Annotated in this window: 21 protein-coding genes, 1 tRNA gene and 2 pseudogenes; 21 read left to right on the top strand and 3 right to left on the bottom strand. The window is 42.4% G+C overall.

Translation table 11 applies throughout. The features are described from left to right. Positions 1-30: 30 nt before the first annotated feature. Complete coding sequence (locus tag G7Y90_RS15265) at positions 31-291, bottom strand: hypothetical protein (RefSeq protein WP_250162813.1); 261 nt, start codon at positions 289-291, stop codon at positions 31-33. Positions 292-706: 415 nt separating this feature from the next. Between G7Y90_RS15265 and G7Y90_RS15260 the strand changes: the two genes are divergently transcribed. The 7 genes from G7Y90_RS15260 (at position 707) to icmH (ending at position 4,722) form a co-directional block, all read left to right on the top strand. Next, positions 707-1,033, top strand: coding sequence for a hypothetical protein (locus G7Y90_RS15260; RefSeq protein ID WP_250162812.1), 327 nt, complete (start codon positions 707-709; stop codon positions 1,031-1,033). A gap of 22 nt (positions 1,034-1,055) precedes the next feature. Beyond that, entirely contained in the window at positions 1,056-1,754 is a 699-nt protein-coding gene (locus tag G7Y90_RS15255; protein ID WP_250162811.1) for a M15 family metallopeptidase, read from the top strand. 31 nt (positions 1,755-1,785) lie between these two features. After that, positions 1,786-2,238 carry a hypothetical protein gene (locus tag G7Y90_RS15250; RefSeq protein WP_250162810.1) on the top strand — a complete coding sequence of 151 codons (453 nt, stop codon included), beginning with the start codon at positions 1,786-1,788 and terminating at the stop codon, positions 2,236-2,238. After that, positions 2,154-2,462: a hypothetical protein gene (locus tag G7Y90_RS15245; protein WP_250162809.1), complete on the top strand. Its 309-nt coding sequence runs from the start codon at positions 2,154-2,156 to the stop codon at positions 2,460-2,462. Before G7Y90_RS15250 ends, G7Y90_RS15245 begins: the two co-directional genes overlap by 85 nt. Positions 2,463-2,471: 9 nt before the next feature. Further along, complete coding sequence (tssK, locus tag G7Y90_RS18135) at positions 2,472-2,786, top strand: type VI secretion system baseplate subunit TssK (protein ID WP_284143754.1); 315 nt, start codon at positions 2,472-2,474, stop codon at positions 2,784-2,786. Positions 2,787-2,806: 20 nt separating this feature from the next. After that, complete coding sequence (tssK, locus tag G7Y90_RS15240) at positions 2,807-3,814, top strand: type VI secretion system baseplate subunit TssK (protein ID WP_349773440.1); 1,008 nt, start codon at positions 2,807-2,809, stop codon at positions 3,812-3,814. Between the two features lie 95 nt (positions 3,815-3,909). Continuing rightward, positions 3,910-4,722 carry a type IVB secretion system protein IcmH/DotU gene (gene icmH / locus G7Y90_RS15235; protein ID WP_060491495.1) on the top strand — a complete coding sequence of 271 codons (813 nt, stop codon included), beginning with the start codon at positions 3,910-3,912 and terminating at the stop codon, positions 4,720-4,722. A gap of 258 nt (positions 4,723-4,980) precedes the next feature. On the opposite strand, the gene G7Y90_RS15230 is transcribed toward icmH, so the two are convergent. Then, positions 4,981-5,056 (bottom strand) — tRNA-Asn (locus tag G7Y90_RS15230). Positions 5,057-5,353: 297 nt separating this feature from the next. Further along, positions 5,354-6,556, bottom strand: coding sequence for a pyridoxal phosphate-dependent aminotransferase (locus tag G7Y90_RS15225; protein WP_250162808.1), 1,203 nt, complete (start codon positions 6,554-6,556; stop codon positions 5,354-5,356). Between the two features lie 541 nt (positions 6,557-7,097). Here G7Y90_RS15225 and G7Y90_RS15220 point away from each other — a divergent pair. The 14 genes and pseudogenes from G7Y90_RS15220 to G7Y90_RS15160 all read left to right on the top strand — a co-directional run bounded on the left by G7Y90_RS15220 (position 7,098) and on the right by G7Y90_RS15160 (position 15,357). Further along, positions 7,098-7,835 (top strand): SDR family NAD(P)-dependent oxidoreductase, encoded by a 738-nt coding sequence (locus G7Y90_RS15220; RefSeq protein ID WP_250162807.1) that lies wholly within the window; start codon positions 7,098-7,100, stop codon positions 7,833-7,835. Positions 7,836-7,887: 52 nt separating this feature from the next. Next, positions 7,888-9,645 (top strand): NAD(P)/FAD-dependent oxidoreductase, encoded by a 1,758-nt coding sequence (locus G7Y90_RS15215; RefSeq protein WP_250162806.1) that lies wholly within the window; start codon positions 7,888-7,890, stop codon positions 9,643-9,645. A gap of 41 nt (positions 9,646-9,686) precedes the next feature. Then, complete coding sequence (locus G7Y90_RS15210; protein ID WP_250162805.1) at positions 9,687-9,968, top strand: hypothetical protein; 282 nt, start codon at positions 9,687-9,689, stop codon at positions 9,966-9,968. After that, a complete protein-coding gene (locus tag G7Y90_RS15205; RefSeq protein ID WP_250162804.1) occupies positions 9,949-10,170 on the top strand; it encodes a hypothetical protein in 222 nt (73 codons plus the stop codon). Before G7Y90_RS15210 ends, G7Y90_RS15205 begins: the two co-directional genes overlap by 20 nt. After that, positions 10,154-10,252: a hypothetical protein gene (locus G7Y90_RS19295; protein ID WP_502937366.1), complete on the top strand. Its 99-nt coding sequence runs from the start codon at positions 10,154-10,156 to the stop codon at positions 10,250-10,252. Before G7Y90_RS15205 ends, G7Y90_RS19295 begins: the two co-directional genes overlap by 17 nt. Positions 10,253-10,392: 140 nt before the next feature. After that, positions 10,393-10,659: a DUF1365 family protein gene (locus G7Y90_RS15200; protein ID WP_250162803.1), complete on the top strand. Its 267-nt coding sequence runs from the start codon at positions 10,393-10,395 to the stop codon at positions 10,657-10,659. 83 nt (positions 10,660-10,742) lie between these two features. Then, positions 10,743-10,889: a hypothetical protein gene (locus tag G7Y90_RS15195; protein ID WP_250162802.1), complete on the top strand. Its 147-nt coding sequence runs from the start codon at positions 10,743-10,745 to the stop codon at positions 10,887-10,889. 137 nt (positions 10,890-11,026) lie between these two features. After that, positions 11,027-12,229 (top strand): annotated as a pseudogene (locus tag G7Y90_RS15190) (class I SAM-dependent methyltransferase). Positions 12,230-12,330: 101 nt separating this feature from the next. Continuing rightward, complete coding sequence (locus tag G7Y90_RS15185) at positions 12,331-12,579, top strand: DUF2177 family protein (RefSeq protein ID WP_250162801.1); 249 nt, start codon at positions 12,331-12,333, stop codon at positions 12,577-12,579. Positions 12,580-12,587: 8 nt separating this feature from the next. Beyond that, positions 12,588-12,743, top strand: a complete 156-nt coding sequence (locus G7Y90_RS15180; RefSeq protein ID WP_502937365.1) for a DUF2177 family protein — start codon at positions 12,588-12,590, stop codon at positions 12,741-12,743. Between the two features lie 126 nt (positions 12,744-12,869). Continuing rightward, positions 12,870-13,318: pseudogene (locus tag G7Y90_RS15175) on the top strand (acyl-CoA thioesterase); the annotation flags it as partial. A 201-nt stretch (positions 13,319-13,519) separates the two neighbouring features. After that, positions 13,520-14,635 carry a cation diffusion facilitator family transporter gene (locus tag G7Y90_RS15170; RefSeq protein WP_250162800.1) on the top strand — a complete coding sequence of 372 codons (1,116 nt, stop codon included), beginning with the start codon at positions 13,520-13,522 and terminating at the stop codon, positions 14,633-14,635. 15 nt (positions 14,636-14,650) lie between these two features. After that, on the top strand, positions 14,651-14,917 hold the full coding sequence (locus G7Y90_RS15165; protein WP_250162799.1) for a hypothetical protein: 267 nt from the start codon (positions 14,651-14,653) through the stop codon (positions 14,915-14,917). Further along, complete coding sequence (locus tag G7Y90_RS15160; RefSeq protein ID WP_349773438.1) at positions 14,917-15,357, top strand: DUF2059 domain-containing protein; 441 nt, start codon at positions 14,917-14,919, stop codon at positions 15,355-15,357. The genes G7Y90_RS15165 and G7Y90_RS15160 overlap by 1 nt, the downstream gene beginning before the upstream one ends. Positions 15,358-15,363: the final 6 nt, after the last annotated feature.

Here is a 15,363-nt window from a genome sequence, read left to right as displayed (position 1 = left end):
ATAGATAAATAACTGATAAGTATTGGGCGGTTAAGCGTCTGTTTTATCTGTTGTTCTATCAAGTATCTCTGGTGAATCGGTTGTTTGTTTATCCAGTTTTTTTTGCCACCATAAGAGCGCCATGATAGAGCCAAGAAACAATAAAGGGATGGTAACAAACCATAGTAATAAGCCAGATGAGGTCAGCTGTCGCGCATTGTCTTTAAAGTACATCCAGACCAAAATGAGATACAACACCAAAATCATGACTAAAACAGATCGGCCGTATGACAGTATTTTTTTTGCGCCCACTTATTTAAACTCCCTATTTGTTGGGTTGTTATTATGATTATTACCATGTAGACAAGCTTTATGATCCAGATTTTGTGATATCTATAAGCTTATTTTTACTATGCTAGTTAACTTTATTTGTCTTTTTTATAATTCGGTTGTAATGATAGGAATCACTTTGAAAACGTTGTTAAACTATAAAATCGATAACCAGTGAGGGTTTTAAGCATTATTAAGTAAATTTTTATAATGAAATAGTATTTTTAAGTTGTCTGTAGATAAGCTAATGGATAGGAATAAATAAAAATTAGTGCAATTAAGTTAGCTTTATTTTAAAAGGGGATGATTTGTCTATATAATACTGACGAAATCGTAATTATCAACGCCTGTTTATTATATTTGTTTTTATCGTCTCAACTGTCTATGACTCTTGCTTATGATTTACTTGACTGTATCGGTCTTTACATTGCTCTCTATCCTCATGATGGTCATACTTTTTGATCGGCAGCTATGTGGGCGACTATTAGATAAAGTAATGGTGTTTTTTCATCGATTGCCTAGCCTAAAATTCAAGCGTCCATCAATAAAGACACCAAAGAAGGTATTTCATTATCGTATCAAGCAGTTTATTCGTTTTATTTCAGATATAGATGTTTCTCGTATTCCAGTGATATCGGCATTGTTTTTTGATTGTCATGGCAACGGTTGGATTGTGTTATGCCCTGATTACCAATCATTCTCTGGAGGTTTATCATGCCAATGATACCGTGGCTAGCACGACAAATTTGCAAATCAGTCAACTACTCATAGGAGAGCGTCTGCGTCCACCGTCGCCTCCGCCAGAGGAGCTGTTTGCTGAACTAGAAGCTGAGGTTGCAAGCTATCAAGCTGACAAGACAGAGGAAGGGTATTGGCCGGATAATCAGACAAATATACCTCAGACTGATAGACCGCTCATGCTCCCTGAGCCTGATTTGTCTGACTTAAACACGCAAGATAATAGCACTGGCTATTCAGGTGACATGTTGGCTACACATCTAAACAACGGTCATATCAATATTAAGAATGCTGACCGTAATTGGCAAAAAATGAACTCAGATTTTGTTCAACGGCTGTTGACTGTGTATAAAGTAATGAGTGACCAATATGGCTATGACATGGTGCTGTTAGAAGGCTATCGTAGCCCTGCAAGGCAAGCAAGACTATTGAAAAAAGGGACTCATGTAACGAAGGCAGGATCATACAAGAGCTATCATCAGTTTGGTTTGGCGGGCGATAGCGCCTTTATCAGAAATGGTAAAATTGTCATAAGCGAAAAGGATCCTTGGGCAATGCGGGGCTATAAATTATATGGTAAAGTAGCCAAATCTGCCGGACTTGTGTGGGGTGGTGATTGGCGTATGATGGATCTTGGGCATGTCGAGCTGCGCAAAAAAGGCGTGCTCGGTCGCCCAGAAATGGCTGAGATTTTGACCAGTCAATAATGATAATAAAAAGCTAAGGTAAACTGAAAGTATGAATAAATGTATGACATTGCCAGTATCATTAATCGCTGCTACTTGCTTGCTAAGTGGTACGATCGCCGGATGCAGCACTGATAAGTTGAGCAAGTCAAATGACAAGGTATCGGCATTAGCAGGCGAGCCTCCTACTATAGATGCCATGAGCCATATCGTTGATAATGGCAAAAATAGTACCGATTTGCAAAGTTTAAAAGTACAGCTAGAACTACAGCAACAGCAGCTGGCGACCATGAGTGCTGAGCAGCAAGCATTGCAAGAAAAACTGAAGCGTCAGCAGATTACTCTAAATATCAAACCCACCACTAATGCCAATGCAGGGCGTACCAAAGTAGGCACAGCAAGTACTGCCTATATCGCATTTTGGAGGAGGAGAGCCAGTTTACGGATATTGAAGTACTGGCTGCCAAAGAGATCAGTATTATCCCAAATCGTGAGAGCAGTCTGACTGTAAACATTCCACAAGACGCGCGCTTTATCGCTATTAAAGTGGGGCTGAGATATACCAAAAAACGTTCACAGTTTCTTATCCCACTTGCCAGTCTCAATTTTGATACGCCACTGGCGATCAATATTGGTGGATGCGATGTCAGCATTACTGAGGGTGTTGCACCACCTACATTTACCACCAAACTTAAATATTATCAGCAGCCACTAGTCAGCTGTTCTTAGGAGATTGTCTTGAGTAAACACAGGGTATTATGGGGAGAAGGGTTGTTTTTGCGACCCCAACATTTTCAGATTCAAGACACTTATCATGACTCGCAACGAGCTTTGAGTATGATGCTGGTGCATCCTTATGCTTATGGCGTATCTGATGTTCAGATTGACAAGCAACTTTTGGAAAGCAATTTACTAAGCTTTCAAAGTATTTATGCGGTATTGCCCGATGGTACGATATATCATGCGCCTCGTACCGACACCTTACCGAAAGCCATTACCTTAGATGCCCAAGACAATGGCGATGAAGTTTTCGTATTTTTGAGTTTGAGTTAGAGTGATTAGACGGCAGCAATATACAGACGGATCGTAGTGACAATCCAGCACGCTATGTAAGGGGTGCTATTGAGGCACAAGATCTATATGGCCAAGCGGCTGAAGCAGTCATTGACGTGATTAAACTGTCGCCAAGTTTGCAATTAAGCCATTCTGCGCAAGCGCCTAGCCAAGATACCGTATCCTTATTGGTAGCCAAGCTCGTGCGTACCACTCAAGGCATCTATCAAGTCGATGATTATATCGTCCCAAGTGTGCATATTACGAGTAACCCTGCGCTTATTGGTCACGTATATCGTTTGATGACGATGATTAATACCAAGTCTACGTCACTGTATGACCATCATCGTCAGTCTAACAATGACTTACTGGAGTTTCGCTCCTCAGATATTGCCTCTTTTTGGCTATTGCATACGCTAAATACCGCATACTCTCAGCTCAGTCATCTATATAATAATGCCAAACTACATCCAGAACGCCTTTATGAAGCATTATTAAATGTCGCCAGCCAATTGGCTACTTTTAGCTCATTATATAAGGTGGGCGACTTACCTTCTTATCATCACGATAATGCCAATGACTCATTTGTTAGTATCATTTTGATTATTCGTGAGCTACTCAATACCGTCATTGCCAGTAACTTTATCTCGATTCCATTACGTCAAAATAAGCCATCTTATTATACAGGCGAGCTAAGTAGTGACAAGATCACGCGTGGCTCACAGCTGTATTTGTCTGTTAGCTCATCATTGCCGATGCACGAGCTCATCGACATCGTACCACGTCGATTTAAAATTGCGACGCCTGACTCAGTAGAGAAACGTGTGTTGTCAGCGCTGCCAGGCTCTTCTATTTCACATGTCAGCCAAGTACCCAGTGCGATACCAGTGAGACCAGGTTTTAGCTACTTCACCATCGAACCGGTAGGCGAGCTATATGACGAAATGCTCAAATCTGAATCTATCTGTATTTATGTGCCAAATGGCTTTGATGATTTAAAAATAGAGCTGATGGCTATCGTACAGTAGTTCTTTGTGTCTAGAGATGCTGAGGTTGCAAGATGAGTATGCACTATATGGCGCGCCCTCAATAGTATTTGAAATAATAAGCATTAGGAATAATCATGTCAGGGAATAATTCAATGGGTTCTGCACCTTCGTTGTTAGATTCAGGCGAGGTGGCTTCAAAGGTCTCAGCAACGGGTCTAGATAAGCGTATCAGTAGTCAGTCGCTGGTAGACATCATGTATGACGGCTTTTACTTGGTGTTTTTATTGCGTAATCATTATTTCAGTACAGAGCCGCGACAATTTCGTCAAAAAATATATGATTTCTTAGATAAATTCGAGATGAATGCGCGCAAAAAAGGATTTCTGTCAGAAGATATCCATGAAGCCAAGTATGCGTATTGTGCGTTGATTGATGAGACCATCATGACCTCGCAAGAGCCAGAGTTTCAAACCCTCAAAGATGCTTGGGAGCTAAATCCTTTACAGTTGGATTTATTTGGCTCACAAATTGCTGGTAATGAGTTCTTTGAGCGTTTAGATGGGCTACGCGAGCAAGGAGAGAGGCGTCTACCTGCTCTGGAGGTCTATCACTATGCGATGCTACTTGGCTTTCAAGGGAAGTATCGTTTAGAAGCGCCAGAGAAAATTCGTTATCTTATCTCACGTTTAGGGGATGAAATTGAGCATCTACGGGGTAATAAGAACGAGTTTTCGCCATTTTGGGCGATACCGGACCAAATCAAGCACACGCTCACGAGCGAAACGCCACTATGGGTCATACTCACGGTCATGGCAGTGTTGTTGACCGCGATATTTGCTACCATGTGGCAGTTTACCAATAGTTTCTCGAATGAGCAGCTGTCAGCATACGACAATGTGATTCAAGAAAACAAAGAGCAAGCCCATATCTCAATTTTTCTACCTTAATTATTTTCCTTACTTTAAATGCTAACTTCTTTAACAGTTTTTATTTCAGCTGCATACGTTGTGCTGAAATAAAAACTGTTAGGACAGCAAGGTAATAATTGTTATATCGTTGGCTACTTATTTTCTACTGAGTTTTATATAAATTTCTTCATGCCAATAAAAATAGTAGCCATAAAAAAACCCTCATCAAAGAGATGAGGGTTTTGGCAAATGCCATAATTGAATCAAAAATAATTCAAGAAATTTACAACTAAAATGTGGCTCTCCAACCTGGGCTCGAACCAGGGACACACGGATTAACAGTCCGTTGCTCTACCAACTGAGCTATTGGAGAATAAGCTGCAAGTGTTTAAAACCTTACAACGAGCCTTAGAAGTCTCTAACGAGTTCTTGCTAAGTGGGGCGTATTCTAGCAAAAATAAAAAATACGTCAAGCCTTTTTTGCATAATTATCAAAGATAATTGTTTTAATAAGGAGATAAGGCTTTTTTTGAGGTTTTTTGCCAAAAAAACTCGCAATTGTGAGATAAATAAGAAAGACGCCACATAGAGGATAGGTGGCGTCTTCGTTTATAAGCACATGTTTAAGCACATGTCTAAGCATAGTTTTAAGACAGTGGCTGTTTAGTCTTTATTCAGCAACGTCTAGATCAGCCACCGCTTTTTCGATACGTGATAAGGCATCTTTTAGCGTTGCTTCATCAGTCGCGTAAGAGATGCGCATATAGCCACCAAGACCAAAGGCGTCACCAGGCACCACTGCTACGCCAACCTTCTCTAACAACCATGCTGAAAATTCAGTACATGATGACAGACCAGCAGCTTTGATGAGTGGTTTGATGTCAGGATATACGTAGAAAGCGCCATCAGGACGCAGGCAGGTAATACCTTTAATCGCGTTCAAACCATCAACGACTAGATCACAACGCTTCTCAAAGGCTTCTACCATCGGCGTGAGCACGCTTTGATCGCCACTAATAGCGGCTTCGGCAGCCACTTGGCTGATCGATGTTGGGCATGAGGTTGACTGTGATTGTACTTTTTTCATCGCCCCAATCAGCTTGGCAGGGCCACCAGCGTAACCAATACGCCAGCCAGTCATCGCATATGCTTTTGACACGCCATTTAAAATGATCGCCCGCTCTTTTAGCTCAGGTGCGGCATTCAAAATATTGTAGAACTTATCGCCCGTCCAGCGGATGTGCTCATACATGTCATCTGACACAACATAAACTTGTGGGTGCTTTTTCAGCACTTCAGCGATGGCTGTTAGCTCATCCAACGTGTAAATCATACCGGTTGGGTTAGAGGGGCTGTTTAGTACCAGCATTTTAGTTTTGTCAGTGATGGCGTCTTCTAATTGCGCAGCGGTGATTTTGAAATCTTGCTCAGCGGGGCATTTGACGATGACTGGCACACCTTCTGCAATGATGACCATATCAGGATAGCTGACCCAGTAAGGTGCCGGAATGATGACTTCATCACCTGGATTGATAAAGGCTTGCGCAAGGTTAAAAAATGATTGTTTACCACCGACCGATACTAGGATTTCATTGGGCTCATAGCTGATGTTGTTATCACGTTTGAACTTCTCAATGATGGCTTTTTTGAGCTCTGGCGTACCATCGACAGCGGTGTATTTGGTAAAACCGTCATTAATGGCATCGATTGCTGCTTTTTTGATGTGCTCTGGCGTATCAAAATCAGGTTCACCCGCACCCAGACCGATTATGTCTTTACCAGCTGCTTTTAGCTCTTTGGCTTTATTGGTAATCGCTAGCGTAGGCGATGGCTTGATGTTGTTGACGCGGTCAGAGAGGTGCAATTCGCTCATGAGAGATCCTTTTTATAGTGGAGTGGGATTGGTGAAGCACTATCATTAATTGTATAACGTTTGAGATGTCATTAGGAAACGATATCAGGCAGCTTCAAAAACTGTCGCAAGGGAAGTTGATTTTTGAAAATAAATAACCGTTAATAAAGACAAGCGCTTTTAACAGGTTGGATATTTTCATGATAAATACGCTGACTAATCAGCCCTTTAATGTAAAGCTATTTTTGATTTTTAGTATTGTAGCATGCCGTAATTAGGCTGTCTTATAGGGCTAGTAACATAAAACGACAGACCTAAGAGCAATTTTTCCAGTGCGCGAGAGTAGACAGGTTCAGTCAATTTAGAGACGCATTGATTGCGAAACCACAACAATAAATCGATAGCCTTGCGCTATGATTGTTTAGATTTAATAAATAAAATGGATGATACCTTAATGAAAAAGGGTTAATGCCATCAGCTGACTAAAGATGATACGCAAGTGTTTGACACCTGAATGCATGGTAAGTTTTGTACTATCAGCACAAATAAAAGGACGTTTACGATGACTGACTCTACTAAGAAATCACATATACTTATTACTGGCGCGACGTCGGGTATTGGCAATCAATTGGCAAAAGACTATCTACTAGACGGTCATCATGTCTATGCCGTTGGTCGAGACGATAGCGCATTGGCTGAGCTTGAGTCACTAGGCGCAGAAACGGTTGACTTAGACCTCATGGATCGGGATAAAGTTATCGACGCTTTTGAAAAAATTGAAGAGGTTGATTTGGCGATTTGTGGCGCTGGCATGTGCGAATATTTGGACATGCCAAACTTCGATAGCGCCTCGTTTATGAAAGTGATGTCGGTAAATATGGGTACGTTGTCACATGCTATCGAAGGGATATTGCCAAAACTAATCGCCTCAAAAGGTCGCTTGGTTGGCATTGGTTCAGCATCTGCTTATGTGCCATTTGCTCGTGCCGAAGCTTATGGAAGCTCAAAGGCTGCCATCCATTACCTAATGAAAACTTTGCAAATTAGCCTTGCACCGCATGATGTGTCGGTAAGCTTGGTCGTGCCTGGTTTTGTCGAGACGCCAATGACTAAGCAAAATGATTTTCCCATGCCCTTTATCCAAACAACAGCGCAGGCAAGCAAAGCTATTCGTGATGGTATCGCGAGTGGTCACGATGTGATTGAATTTCCCAAAAAGCTCACTTTACCGCTAAAAGCATTGGGTACGTTGCCAGATTTGGTGTGGCAGCAAGTCAGTGAAAAAATTAATAAAAAATAGCTTATATTGAAAAATGGCAAAAAATATTAAAAATATGGAAAGGAACGCATCAATGCTGTTTAACCACCGTAAACGTAAGAACCTAGAGACAATCTCTCATGAAGCCAGCAGCCTCTCAAAACAGACGACTAACGCTCAAGCTAAAAAACGTATTGCTATCATTGGCTCAGGTGTATCAGGATTGACTTGCGCTCATTATCTGGTGGCGCAACATGAAGTGATAGTGTTTGAGGCTAATGATTATATTGGCGGGCATGTAAATACCATCGATGTGGCGCTACAAGACGGCAAAAAAGCAAAGAGCAGCAATGTGGAAAACAGTGCCATAGATACTGGCTTTATCGTCTTCAATGAGCGTACTTATCCCAATTTTTTTCGTCTACTGCATGAGCTACAAGTGCCGTTTCAATCGACTGACATGAGCTTTTCGGTAAAGAATACAGCGCGCCATTTTGAATACAATGGTCACACGCTCAATACTTTATTATCGCAGCGTAAGAATGCCTTCAATCCAAAGTTTTGGCAATTTATCAAAGATATTTTACAGTTCAATAAACATATCAAGCAGCTACGCCAAGACTACGAAATGGCACGTGCTAACGGGCAAGATGTTAGTATTTTTACTGAGCAAACGCTGGGCAGCTATCTCACAAAAAAGCTATGGCAAGCGTTTATAGACAACTATCTGCTGCCAATGGTTTCTGCCATTTGGTCAACCAGTCTGCATGAAGTACAAGACTTCCCACTGGTGTTTTTTGCACAGTTCTTTGACAATCATGGCTTGCTCGATGTGGTTAATCGTCCGCAGTGGTTTACGATCAAAGGTGGCTCAAAACAGTACGTCAATAAGTTGATTCCACGCTTCATCAAAGCGGGCGGTAAGGTGAGAGTAAACAGTCCCGTACAGTCTGTGGTTCGCGATAGTGAGCAAGTATTATTGACGGTTCAAAATAAAAGCATTACTGATAACAATATCGAAAGCTTGAACGAAAAATTGGTATTTGACGAAGTTATCTTTGCTTGTCATGCAGACACCGCACTCAAAATTTTAACAGACGCCAGTAAGGATGAACATGAGGTACTCAGTCATTTTCGCTTTACCGAAAATACCGCCGTACTGCATACCGATGTCAGTGTCCTACCGAACAAGCCATTGGCATGGGCCAGCTGGAATTATCTGATTGATGAGAATCTCGCAAATAAAACTGCGCGACAATCAGGACAATCAGCTACTGAAAACCATACTAAAAAAGCGCAAACATCAGCAAAACCAGTGCTGACTTATAACATGAATATTCTGCAACGCCTGACCAAAAAGCACAATTATTTGGTTACGCTGAATCCAGAAACCGTTCATGAAAATGTTGATGATAAGCACGTCATCAAGCGCATCGATTATAGCCATCCTGTGTTTGATAAAGCGATGATTGAGGCGCAAAGCAGATGGTCGAGTATCTCTGGTAACGACATGCACACACATTTTTGCGGTGCCTATTGGTTTAATGGTTTTCATGAAGATGGCGTACGTAGTGGTCTACGTGTCTGTCAGGCGCTCGGTCATGATATTGCGATAAAGGACGAGGTTGATCCGACTCATCTGCCTGATGCCGAGAGCGCACATACGCCGTTTCGTTATAACGACTTGCCAGTAAAGGCAGATACCAAATTGCGCATACTTAATAAGCGTGAGGTTGTCACGGCGTTCACCAATCAGGAGCTGATTGAGTACATTGAACGTTTACAACCGACTGTTAAAAATGATGAACCAAAGCGAAAGCGTCGCTTATTCGGTCGTCATAACGTGCAGTGATTTTGGCCGTGAGATCAACGAACACTATTGAAGAGAATGCTATGTCTATTGAAACCGACACGCCTAATAAGCTGTTACCCCATCAGTTGTTCCATGGGACGACTTGGCACAGTCGGTTACTGCCAAGTGTACATAAATTTGCGTATCCATACCGTTATTGCATCAATATCAGCGCATTGGCTAAAGGGCTGGAGCTTCCTGAAGTAAGTACAGGTATGAGTAGCAAAAATAAGCTTTTAAAAAAGTTGCTTTCAAAGGACGGCTGGTCAAAGGATTGCCGTTATTTTCAGCAAAGAAAAAGCCTTGCAGCAGTTTTGTCCTGATGATTACTTACAAGGTCTACCTTTACAAAAGTCAAATAGCCTAAGTAATCTATCAATGAGTGATAAGCAGGATAATTGTCGTTCAAATTCTGTTCAAGCACTTAATCATCGCTTAAACCAAGCGTTTACTGAGCAAACGGGTAGTGCGCCAACAGGCGATATTATTGGAATGCTCGTTTGCCGCAATGCGGGTATATTTTAGTCCAGTCAATTTTTACTTAGGTTTCGATGAGCAGCAGATACCGTCCCATTTATTGGCTGAAGTCTCTTACACCATGGGATAAGCGCCATTATTATGGGTTTACACTCAATGGTGCGAATACTGAATTTTGTCATAATAAAGATTTTCACGTCTCACCTTTTAACCCCGATCGATCAGCTATATCGTTGGCAGGTTAAGGTAAAAAAGCAGCCGGATAATTGCTTGCAAGTTCGTATTGCTATCGATATCAGCGATGAGCGCGGTGAGGTATTAAAAACGGGTATAAAAATGGCTGGCGTTCCAATGACCGCCACAACGATTCGCAACAGTTTGCGAAAAAGTCCGCTAATGAACATGACCTCTGTAACCCGTATTTATTGGCATGCTTTCAAGCTTTATGCGATTAAAAAAGTGCCTTATATTCATTATGATGAAAAACTGGCCGATAGCCAACAGAACAAAGCACCGACTCCAAAAGATATTCTTTGATAGTTGAAGGGCTAACGATCAGCCAAAGAAATTTATCAGCTTAACGCTTAAGCATAGAGCATTTAAACAAGGATGAATATACGATGTCAGCACGACCAACCGACCGAGCACCCGTTTCGACATTAGCAAAATTGACCGCACAGATGAGTAAGGTCGTCAATGAGCGCGCCATTTTTCAGCCAGTCAGTGCGGGAATCAATTGGCAAGAAAACTCATCTTCCGCGCATTAGCGCATATCCAGTTTGGTAGCCTGACTATAGTCGAAGCATTCGATGAGCAAGCACCTAATACCGTCAGCTTTGGTAAAGTATCCGATAGTGTCGCGAGCAGTTCGGCAGTGGGTCGCCATTCACTACACGTCACCTTGATGATTCATGATCCTACTGTCTATCGGCAGCTGTTGCTTGGCGGCTCTATTGCGCTAGCAGACAGCTATATCAATGGTGAGTGGGATACGGACGATTTGACCGGGCTGATTCGGTTGGCAGCGCGTAACTTGGCGGTGTTGAATAAGTTAGAAAATCGCTTTGCAGGTGTGAGTAAGGCTTTTGAAAAAGCGAAGCATCGGCTGCGCAGTAATGATCAGTCTGGTGCTAAGTCCAATATTTTAGCGCATTATGATTTGGGCAATGATATGTATCAGCGTTTTTTGGACGATACGATGATGTATTCAGCGGCAGTCTATCGTACGCCTGATGTATCACTGAGCGCAGCGCAGCAGCATAAACTGGCGCTCATTGCATCGATTACAATTGACGCCTGATGATCATGTGATAGAAATTGGCACAGGGTGGGGTGGTTTGCTATTTATGCCGCCACACATTATGGCTGTCACATAACGACGACGACCATCTCTGACGCCCAGTATGATGAGGCGCAGCGCCGAGTCGATGCGGCAGGGCTGTCCGATAAAATTACCCTGCTGAAGCAAGACTATCGTGAGCTGACAGGGCAGTATGACAAGCTGGTCAGTATCGAAATGATTGAAGCCATTGGGCACGAGTACTTACCGACGTTTTTTGCCAAATGTAATAGCTTGCTCAAACCCACAGGGCTGATGGTGCTGCAAGCGATTACTTTTAACGATCAACACTACCAAGATTATGTTAATTCAGTCGATTTTATCCAGACGCACATTTTTCCTGGTGGTTGTTTGCTGTCTAATCAAGAGCTAAACAATCAGTTTGCTGAACAAACCGACATGGTCATCAAGCAGCTACATGATTACGGTTTTGACTATGCTCATACCTTGCGCGATTGGCGTGCGGCGTTTATGGCACAGCGTGAAGAAATTAAGGGGCTGGGTTATGATGAAGCCTTTATTCGCTTGTGGGATTTTTACTTTTGCTACTGTGAAGGTGGGTTTTTAGAGCGCACCATCGGCGTGGTACAGTTGACCGCAGTGAAGCCTGACAATATTGATGTGATGCATTTCTCTGATTTGTCTTCTCATGACACTCTCACCGATGAGCAAAGCAGCCGCCTGATTCACGATATTATGAATTCTAATGAAAGCGGTAATGCCAACAGTGATGGTCAAGACGCCTCCAAACGAAACATAGCGTCTTAATAAGTTGCGTTTCAACAGGTAGTGTCTTAACAAGCACTGACTTAACAAGCGATGATGGAAACAAGCTGGGATTAAAAAACGCTAATTAAAAGGATGTGGTTATGGGTTATGTATTTATATATCTGGCTGCTGTGCTTATATTTTTGGGTATTGACGCAGTTTGGCTCAAGACTATGACTGGCTTATTTTATGAAAAGCGTATCGGGCATCTGCTTGCCGATGAGCCAAACATGATTGCTGCTGGCGTGTTCTATATGTTTTATCTACTGGCTCTCTGTGTCTTGATTTTATATCCACAAATCAAAGCAGGCGCGCTTCGATTGGTCATATATTCTTGCTTGGTGGCCTAATAGGGCTGATGGCTTACGGTACTTATGACTTTACCAGTTTAGCGTTGTACAAAGGTTTTACACTAGATACAGCGTTGGTTGATTTTGCTTGGGGCGGTATCTTGACAGGTTCAGTGAGCGCCATTGTTGCTTGGCTTGCTTATCGTTTTCATTGGTTGAGCTAAAGTTAAATAGCTTCAGATTTACATAACCTAGACCATTCAATGACAGAGTGCCGTTTGTGCTCTCTTGTGCGCTGCTGTATAAATGATACTTACTATCAACACGCCCTAAATCATTCAAGGATTTTTATGCCGCAATACAATACCAGCTCGACTGCCAAAAAAGCCCCGTTAAATCATGAGCTATATATGTCGATACTCATGACGCCTGATATGGCAAATTTTATTGGCAATGTGCATGGTGGTGATTTGCTTAAGATGTTAGATCAAGTCGCTTACGCTTGCGCCAGTCGCTATAGCGGTAATTATGTGGTGACGCTGTCTGTTGACCAAGTGATGTTTCGTGAGCCTATATATGTGGCGAATTGGTTACCTTTGCGGCAAGTGTCAACTATGTGGGGAATACTTCGATGGAGGTCGGCATTCGCGTCGAAGCAGAAGATGTTCGAGCCCGTACTGTACGCCATACCAACAGCTGCTATTTTACGATGGTCGCTATCGATGATAATGGCAAGCCCACACCTGCGCCGCCACTTGATATCAAAAATCCCATGCAGCAATGCCGCGCTGATGCCGCACTAGGAGCGTAAAAAACCTGCGTCTGGAAGCTCGCATCGACCCAGTGTGATATAGGAGATATGATTGGTGAGCTGGCTAATCTTCATGATCGTTAAGACAAAATAGACCTTGTATAGTCAGTTAAACGGCTTTCAATATACGGTCTATTAATCTGGTTAAATATATATATCTGCGTTCAAAAAGCCTATATCGAGATTATTATGAGCTTAAAACCATCGGAAGCCGAGTCACACACTCCTGTTTCTCATCAGTCAGCGCCGCATAATAGTCGTGCTCGAGGCACTGGTACGCTCATTAAAGATACCACTTCTGATAGTGATTCTCGTTCTGTATTAGACGGTTCTGCTAAGTCGACCACTAATAAAGACAAGCAACATTCCGCTTCATTGGTAACGGTATTAATTGCCGTTGGAGCCAACATTATCATTGCGATTGCCAAAACGGTAGCAGCATTTATGACGGGTTCTGCTTCTATGATCGCAGAGTCAGCGCATTCGTGGGCAGATGCAGGTAACGGTACCTTATTAATCGTCGCCGAGAAAAAGGCGATCAAACCTGCTGATGAAAGCCATCCCCTCTATGGCAAAGAAGCTTATGTCTGGTCGATTGCCGCTTTTGGTGTCTTTATGGCAGGTTCGATTGTCTCCATTTATACTGGTATCACCGAGTGGAATGCTGCGGAAAGCGAGACCAACTATACCATCGGTTTCATTGTATTGGCGATTGCGTTTGTGCTCGAAGGGTTTTCATTAGGGCAAGCTTACTTACAAAGTAAAAAGCATGGTGAAGCGATAAATGTCAGCGCCATTGGCTATGTGGTCGATACGTCAAACCCAACTTTACGTGGCGTATTCTTTGAAGACTTGGCAGCTGTCATTGGCTTGGTTGTCGCTGCTGCTGCCATGGGTATGCATGCTTATACGGGACAGCCGTTTTGGGATGCGCTCGGCTCTATCATTGTCGGAATATTATTGGGTGCGGTAGCCATCTTTTTAATTAGCCGTAACCGTGACTTTTTGGTCGGTTATAAAGTATCAGAGAGGATACATGGCTATGCATTGAGCGAGTTACTCAATCATCCAGATATAGATAGTGTGTCGTACTTACATTTGGAGTGGGTGGGACCCAAAAAGATATTTATGGTGGCGGCAGTCGATATCGCTGGTAATCAAAAAGAAAAAGAGATTGCCCAAAAATTCGAAATTATTGAAAGTCAGTTCCGTGCGAATCCTTTATTTCAGGAAGCTATCCTGACATTATCTGTACCCAATGCCGAAACTTTGAGCTTACCCAATAGTTATAACCAAGATGCCTGATAAAGAGAAACTAATATGAAACTAAGTCTTCAGTCTGCTATAGAGAGCCCTGTTGGGCGTTCACTCATGGTTCGCTCATTAAGTATGGCCGTTGTCACTATTAGCGCAGTAGCCAGTCTGACTCAAGCACAGGCTGAGCTGGTAATTCATAATGGGTCTGCTCAACAGCAAAGCGTAAGTATCAATAGAATAAGTGCGAATAGCGCTTCTATTAACAATACCGCTTTTATGAATAATAATATTTCCCCAACAGATACGTCTATCGTTAAGCTGATGAAGTGATGCACATTGATGAGCAAATAGAATCTATCGTTAACGGGCAACAAGCGGCTATTAATGCTATCAATGTACAAACGCAAAATCGTACTGAGTCAGTAGGTGATGGTAACTTAAATAAACGCCAACAGGCGCTACAAGAGCAGATTCAAAAAGTGCTAGGTCAATATGCCAAGATAATGACCAATGGTATAGGCAATGCTGCTGACAAGCAGACGTTGACGCAAGCATATATTAACGCAGCAAAAACTTACTATACGCAAGCGGAAGTTGATGCTCAAATTGATTTTTATGATACGGTGATGGGTCAAAGTATCTTGTCGAAACAACCACAGATTACAGCTGCATTTCTAAAGCAATCTTTGCCTGACGATACCAGTGAGACAGAGGCGCAGCTGGGTGAGCTTTTACCGCAGATGCAACAAATAATCCAAGGTGTTTTTTAACTAATA

The organism is Psychrobacter sp. WY6, from assembly GCF_018448495.1.
GTDB lineage: Bacteria > Pseudomonadota > Gammaproteobacteria > Pseudomonadales > Moraxellaceae > Psychrobacter.
Note: the sequence above shows the minus strand (reverse complement) of the source record. Positions and strands in the feature narration are given on the sequence as shown.

What these genes read in the sequence shown, in the direction of transcription:
- G7Y90_RS15170 (WP_250162800.1), top strand. Translation starts at nt 13,520, where the DNA reads ATGAGCTTAAAACCATCGGAAGCCGAGTCACACACTCCTGTTTCTCAT.
- G7Y90_RS15260 (WP_250162812.1), top strand. Translation starts at nt 707, where the DNA reads ATGATTTACTTGACTGTATCGGTCTTTACATTGCTCTCTATCCTCATG.
- G7Y90_RS15185 (WP_250162801.1), top strand. Translation starts at nt 12,331, where the DNA reads ATGGGTTATGTATTTATATATCTGGCTGCTGTGCTTATATTTTTGGGT.
- G7Y90_RS15215 (WP_250162806.1), top strand. Translation starts at nt 7,888, where the DNA reads ATGCTGTTTAACCACCGTAAACGTAAGAACCTAGAGACAATCTCTCAT.
- G7Y90_RS19295 (WP_502937366.1), top strand. Translation starts at nt 10,154, where the DNA reads ATGCGGGTATATTTTAGTCCAGTCAATTTTTACTTAGGTTTCGATGAG.
- G7Y90_RS15165 (WP_250162799.1), top strand. Translation starts at nt 14,651, where the DNA reads ATGAAACTAAGTCTTCAGTCTGCTATAGAGAGCCCTGTTGGGCGTTCA.
- icmH (WP_060491495.1), top strand. Translation starts at nt 3,910, where the DNA reads ATGTCAGGGAATAATTCAATGGGTTCTGCACCTTCGTTGTTAGATTCA.
- G7Y90_RS15160 (WP_349773438.1), top strand. Translation starts at nt 14,917, where the DNA reads ATGCACATTGATGAGCAAATAGAATCTATCGTTAACGGGCAACAAGCG.
- G7Y90_RS15225 (WP_250162808.1), bottom strand. Translation starts at nt 6,556, where the DNA reads ATGAGCGAATTGCACCTCTCTGACCGCGTCAACAACATCAAGCCATCG.
- G7Y90_RS15220 (WP_250162807.1), top strand. Translation starts at nt 7,098, where the DNA reads ATGACTGACTCTACTAAGAAATCACATATACTTATTACTGGCGCGACG.
- G7Y90_RS15180 (WP_502937365.1), top strand. Translation starts at nt 12,588, where the DNA reads ATGGCTTACGGTACTTATGACTTTACCAGTTTAGCGTTGTACAAAGGT.
- G7Y90_RS15210 (WP_250162805.1), top strand. Translation starts at nt 9,687, where the DNA reads ATGTCTATTGAAACCGACACGCCTAATAAGCTGTTACCCCATCAGTTG.
- G7Y90_RS15250 (WP_250162810.1), top strand. Translation starts at nt 1,786, where the DNA reads ATGAATAAATGTATGACATTGCCAGTATCATTAATCGCTGCTACTTGC.
- G7Y90_RS15195 (WP_250162802.1), top strand. Translation starts at nt 10,743, where the DNA reads ATGTCAGCACGACCAACCGACCGAGCACCCGTTTCGACATTAGCAAAA.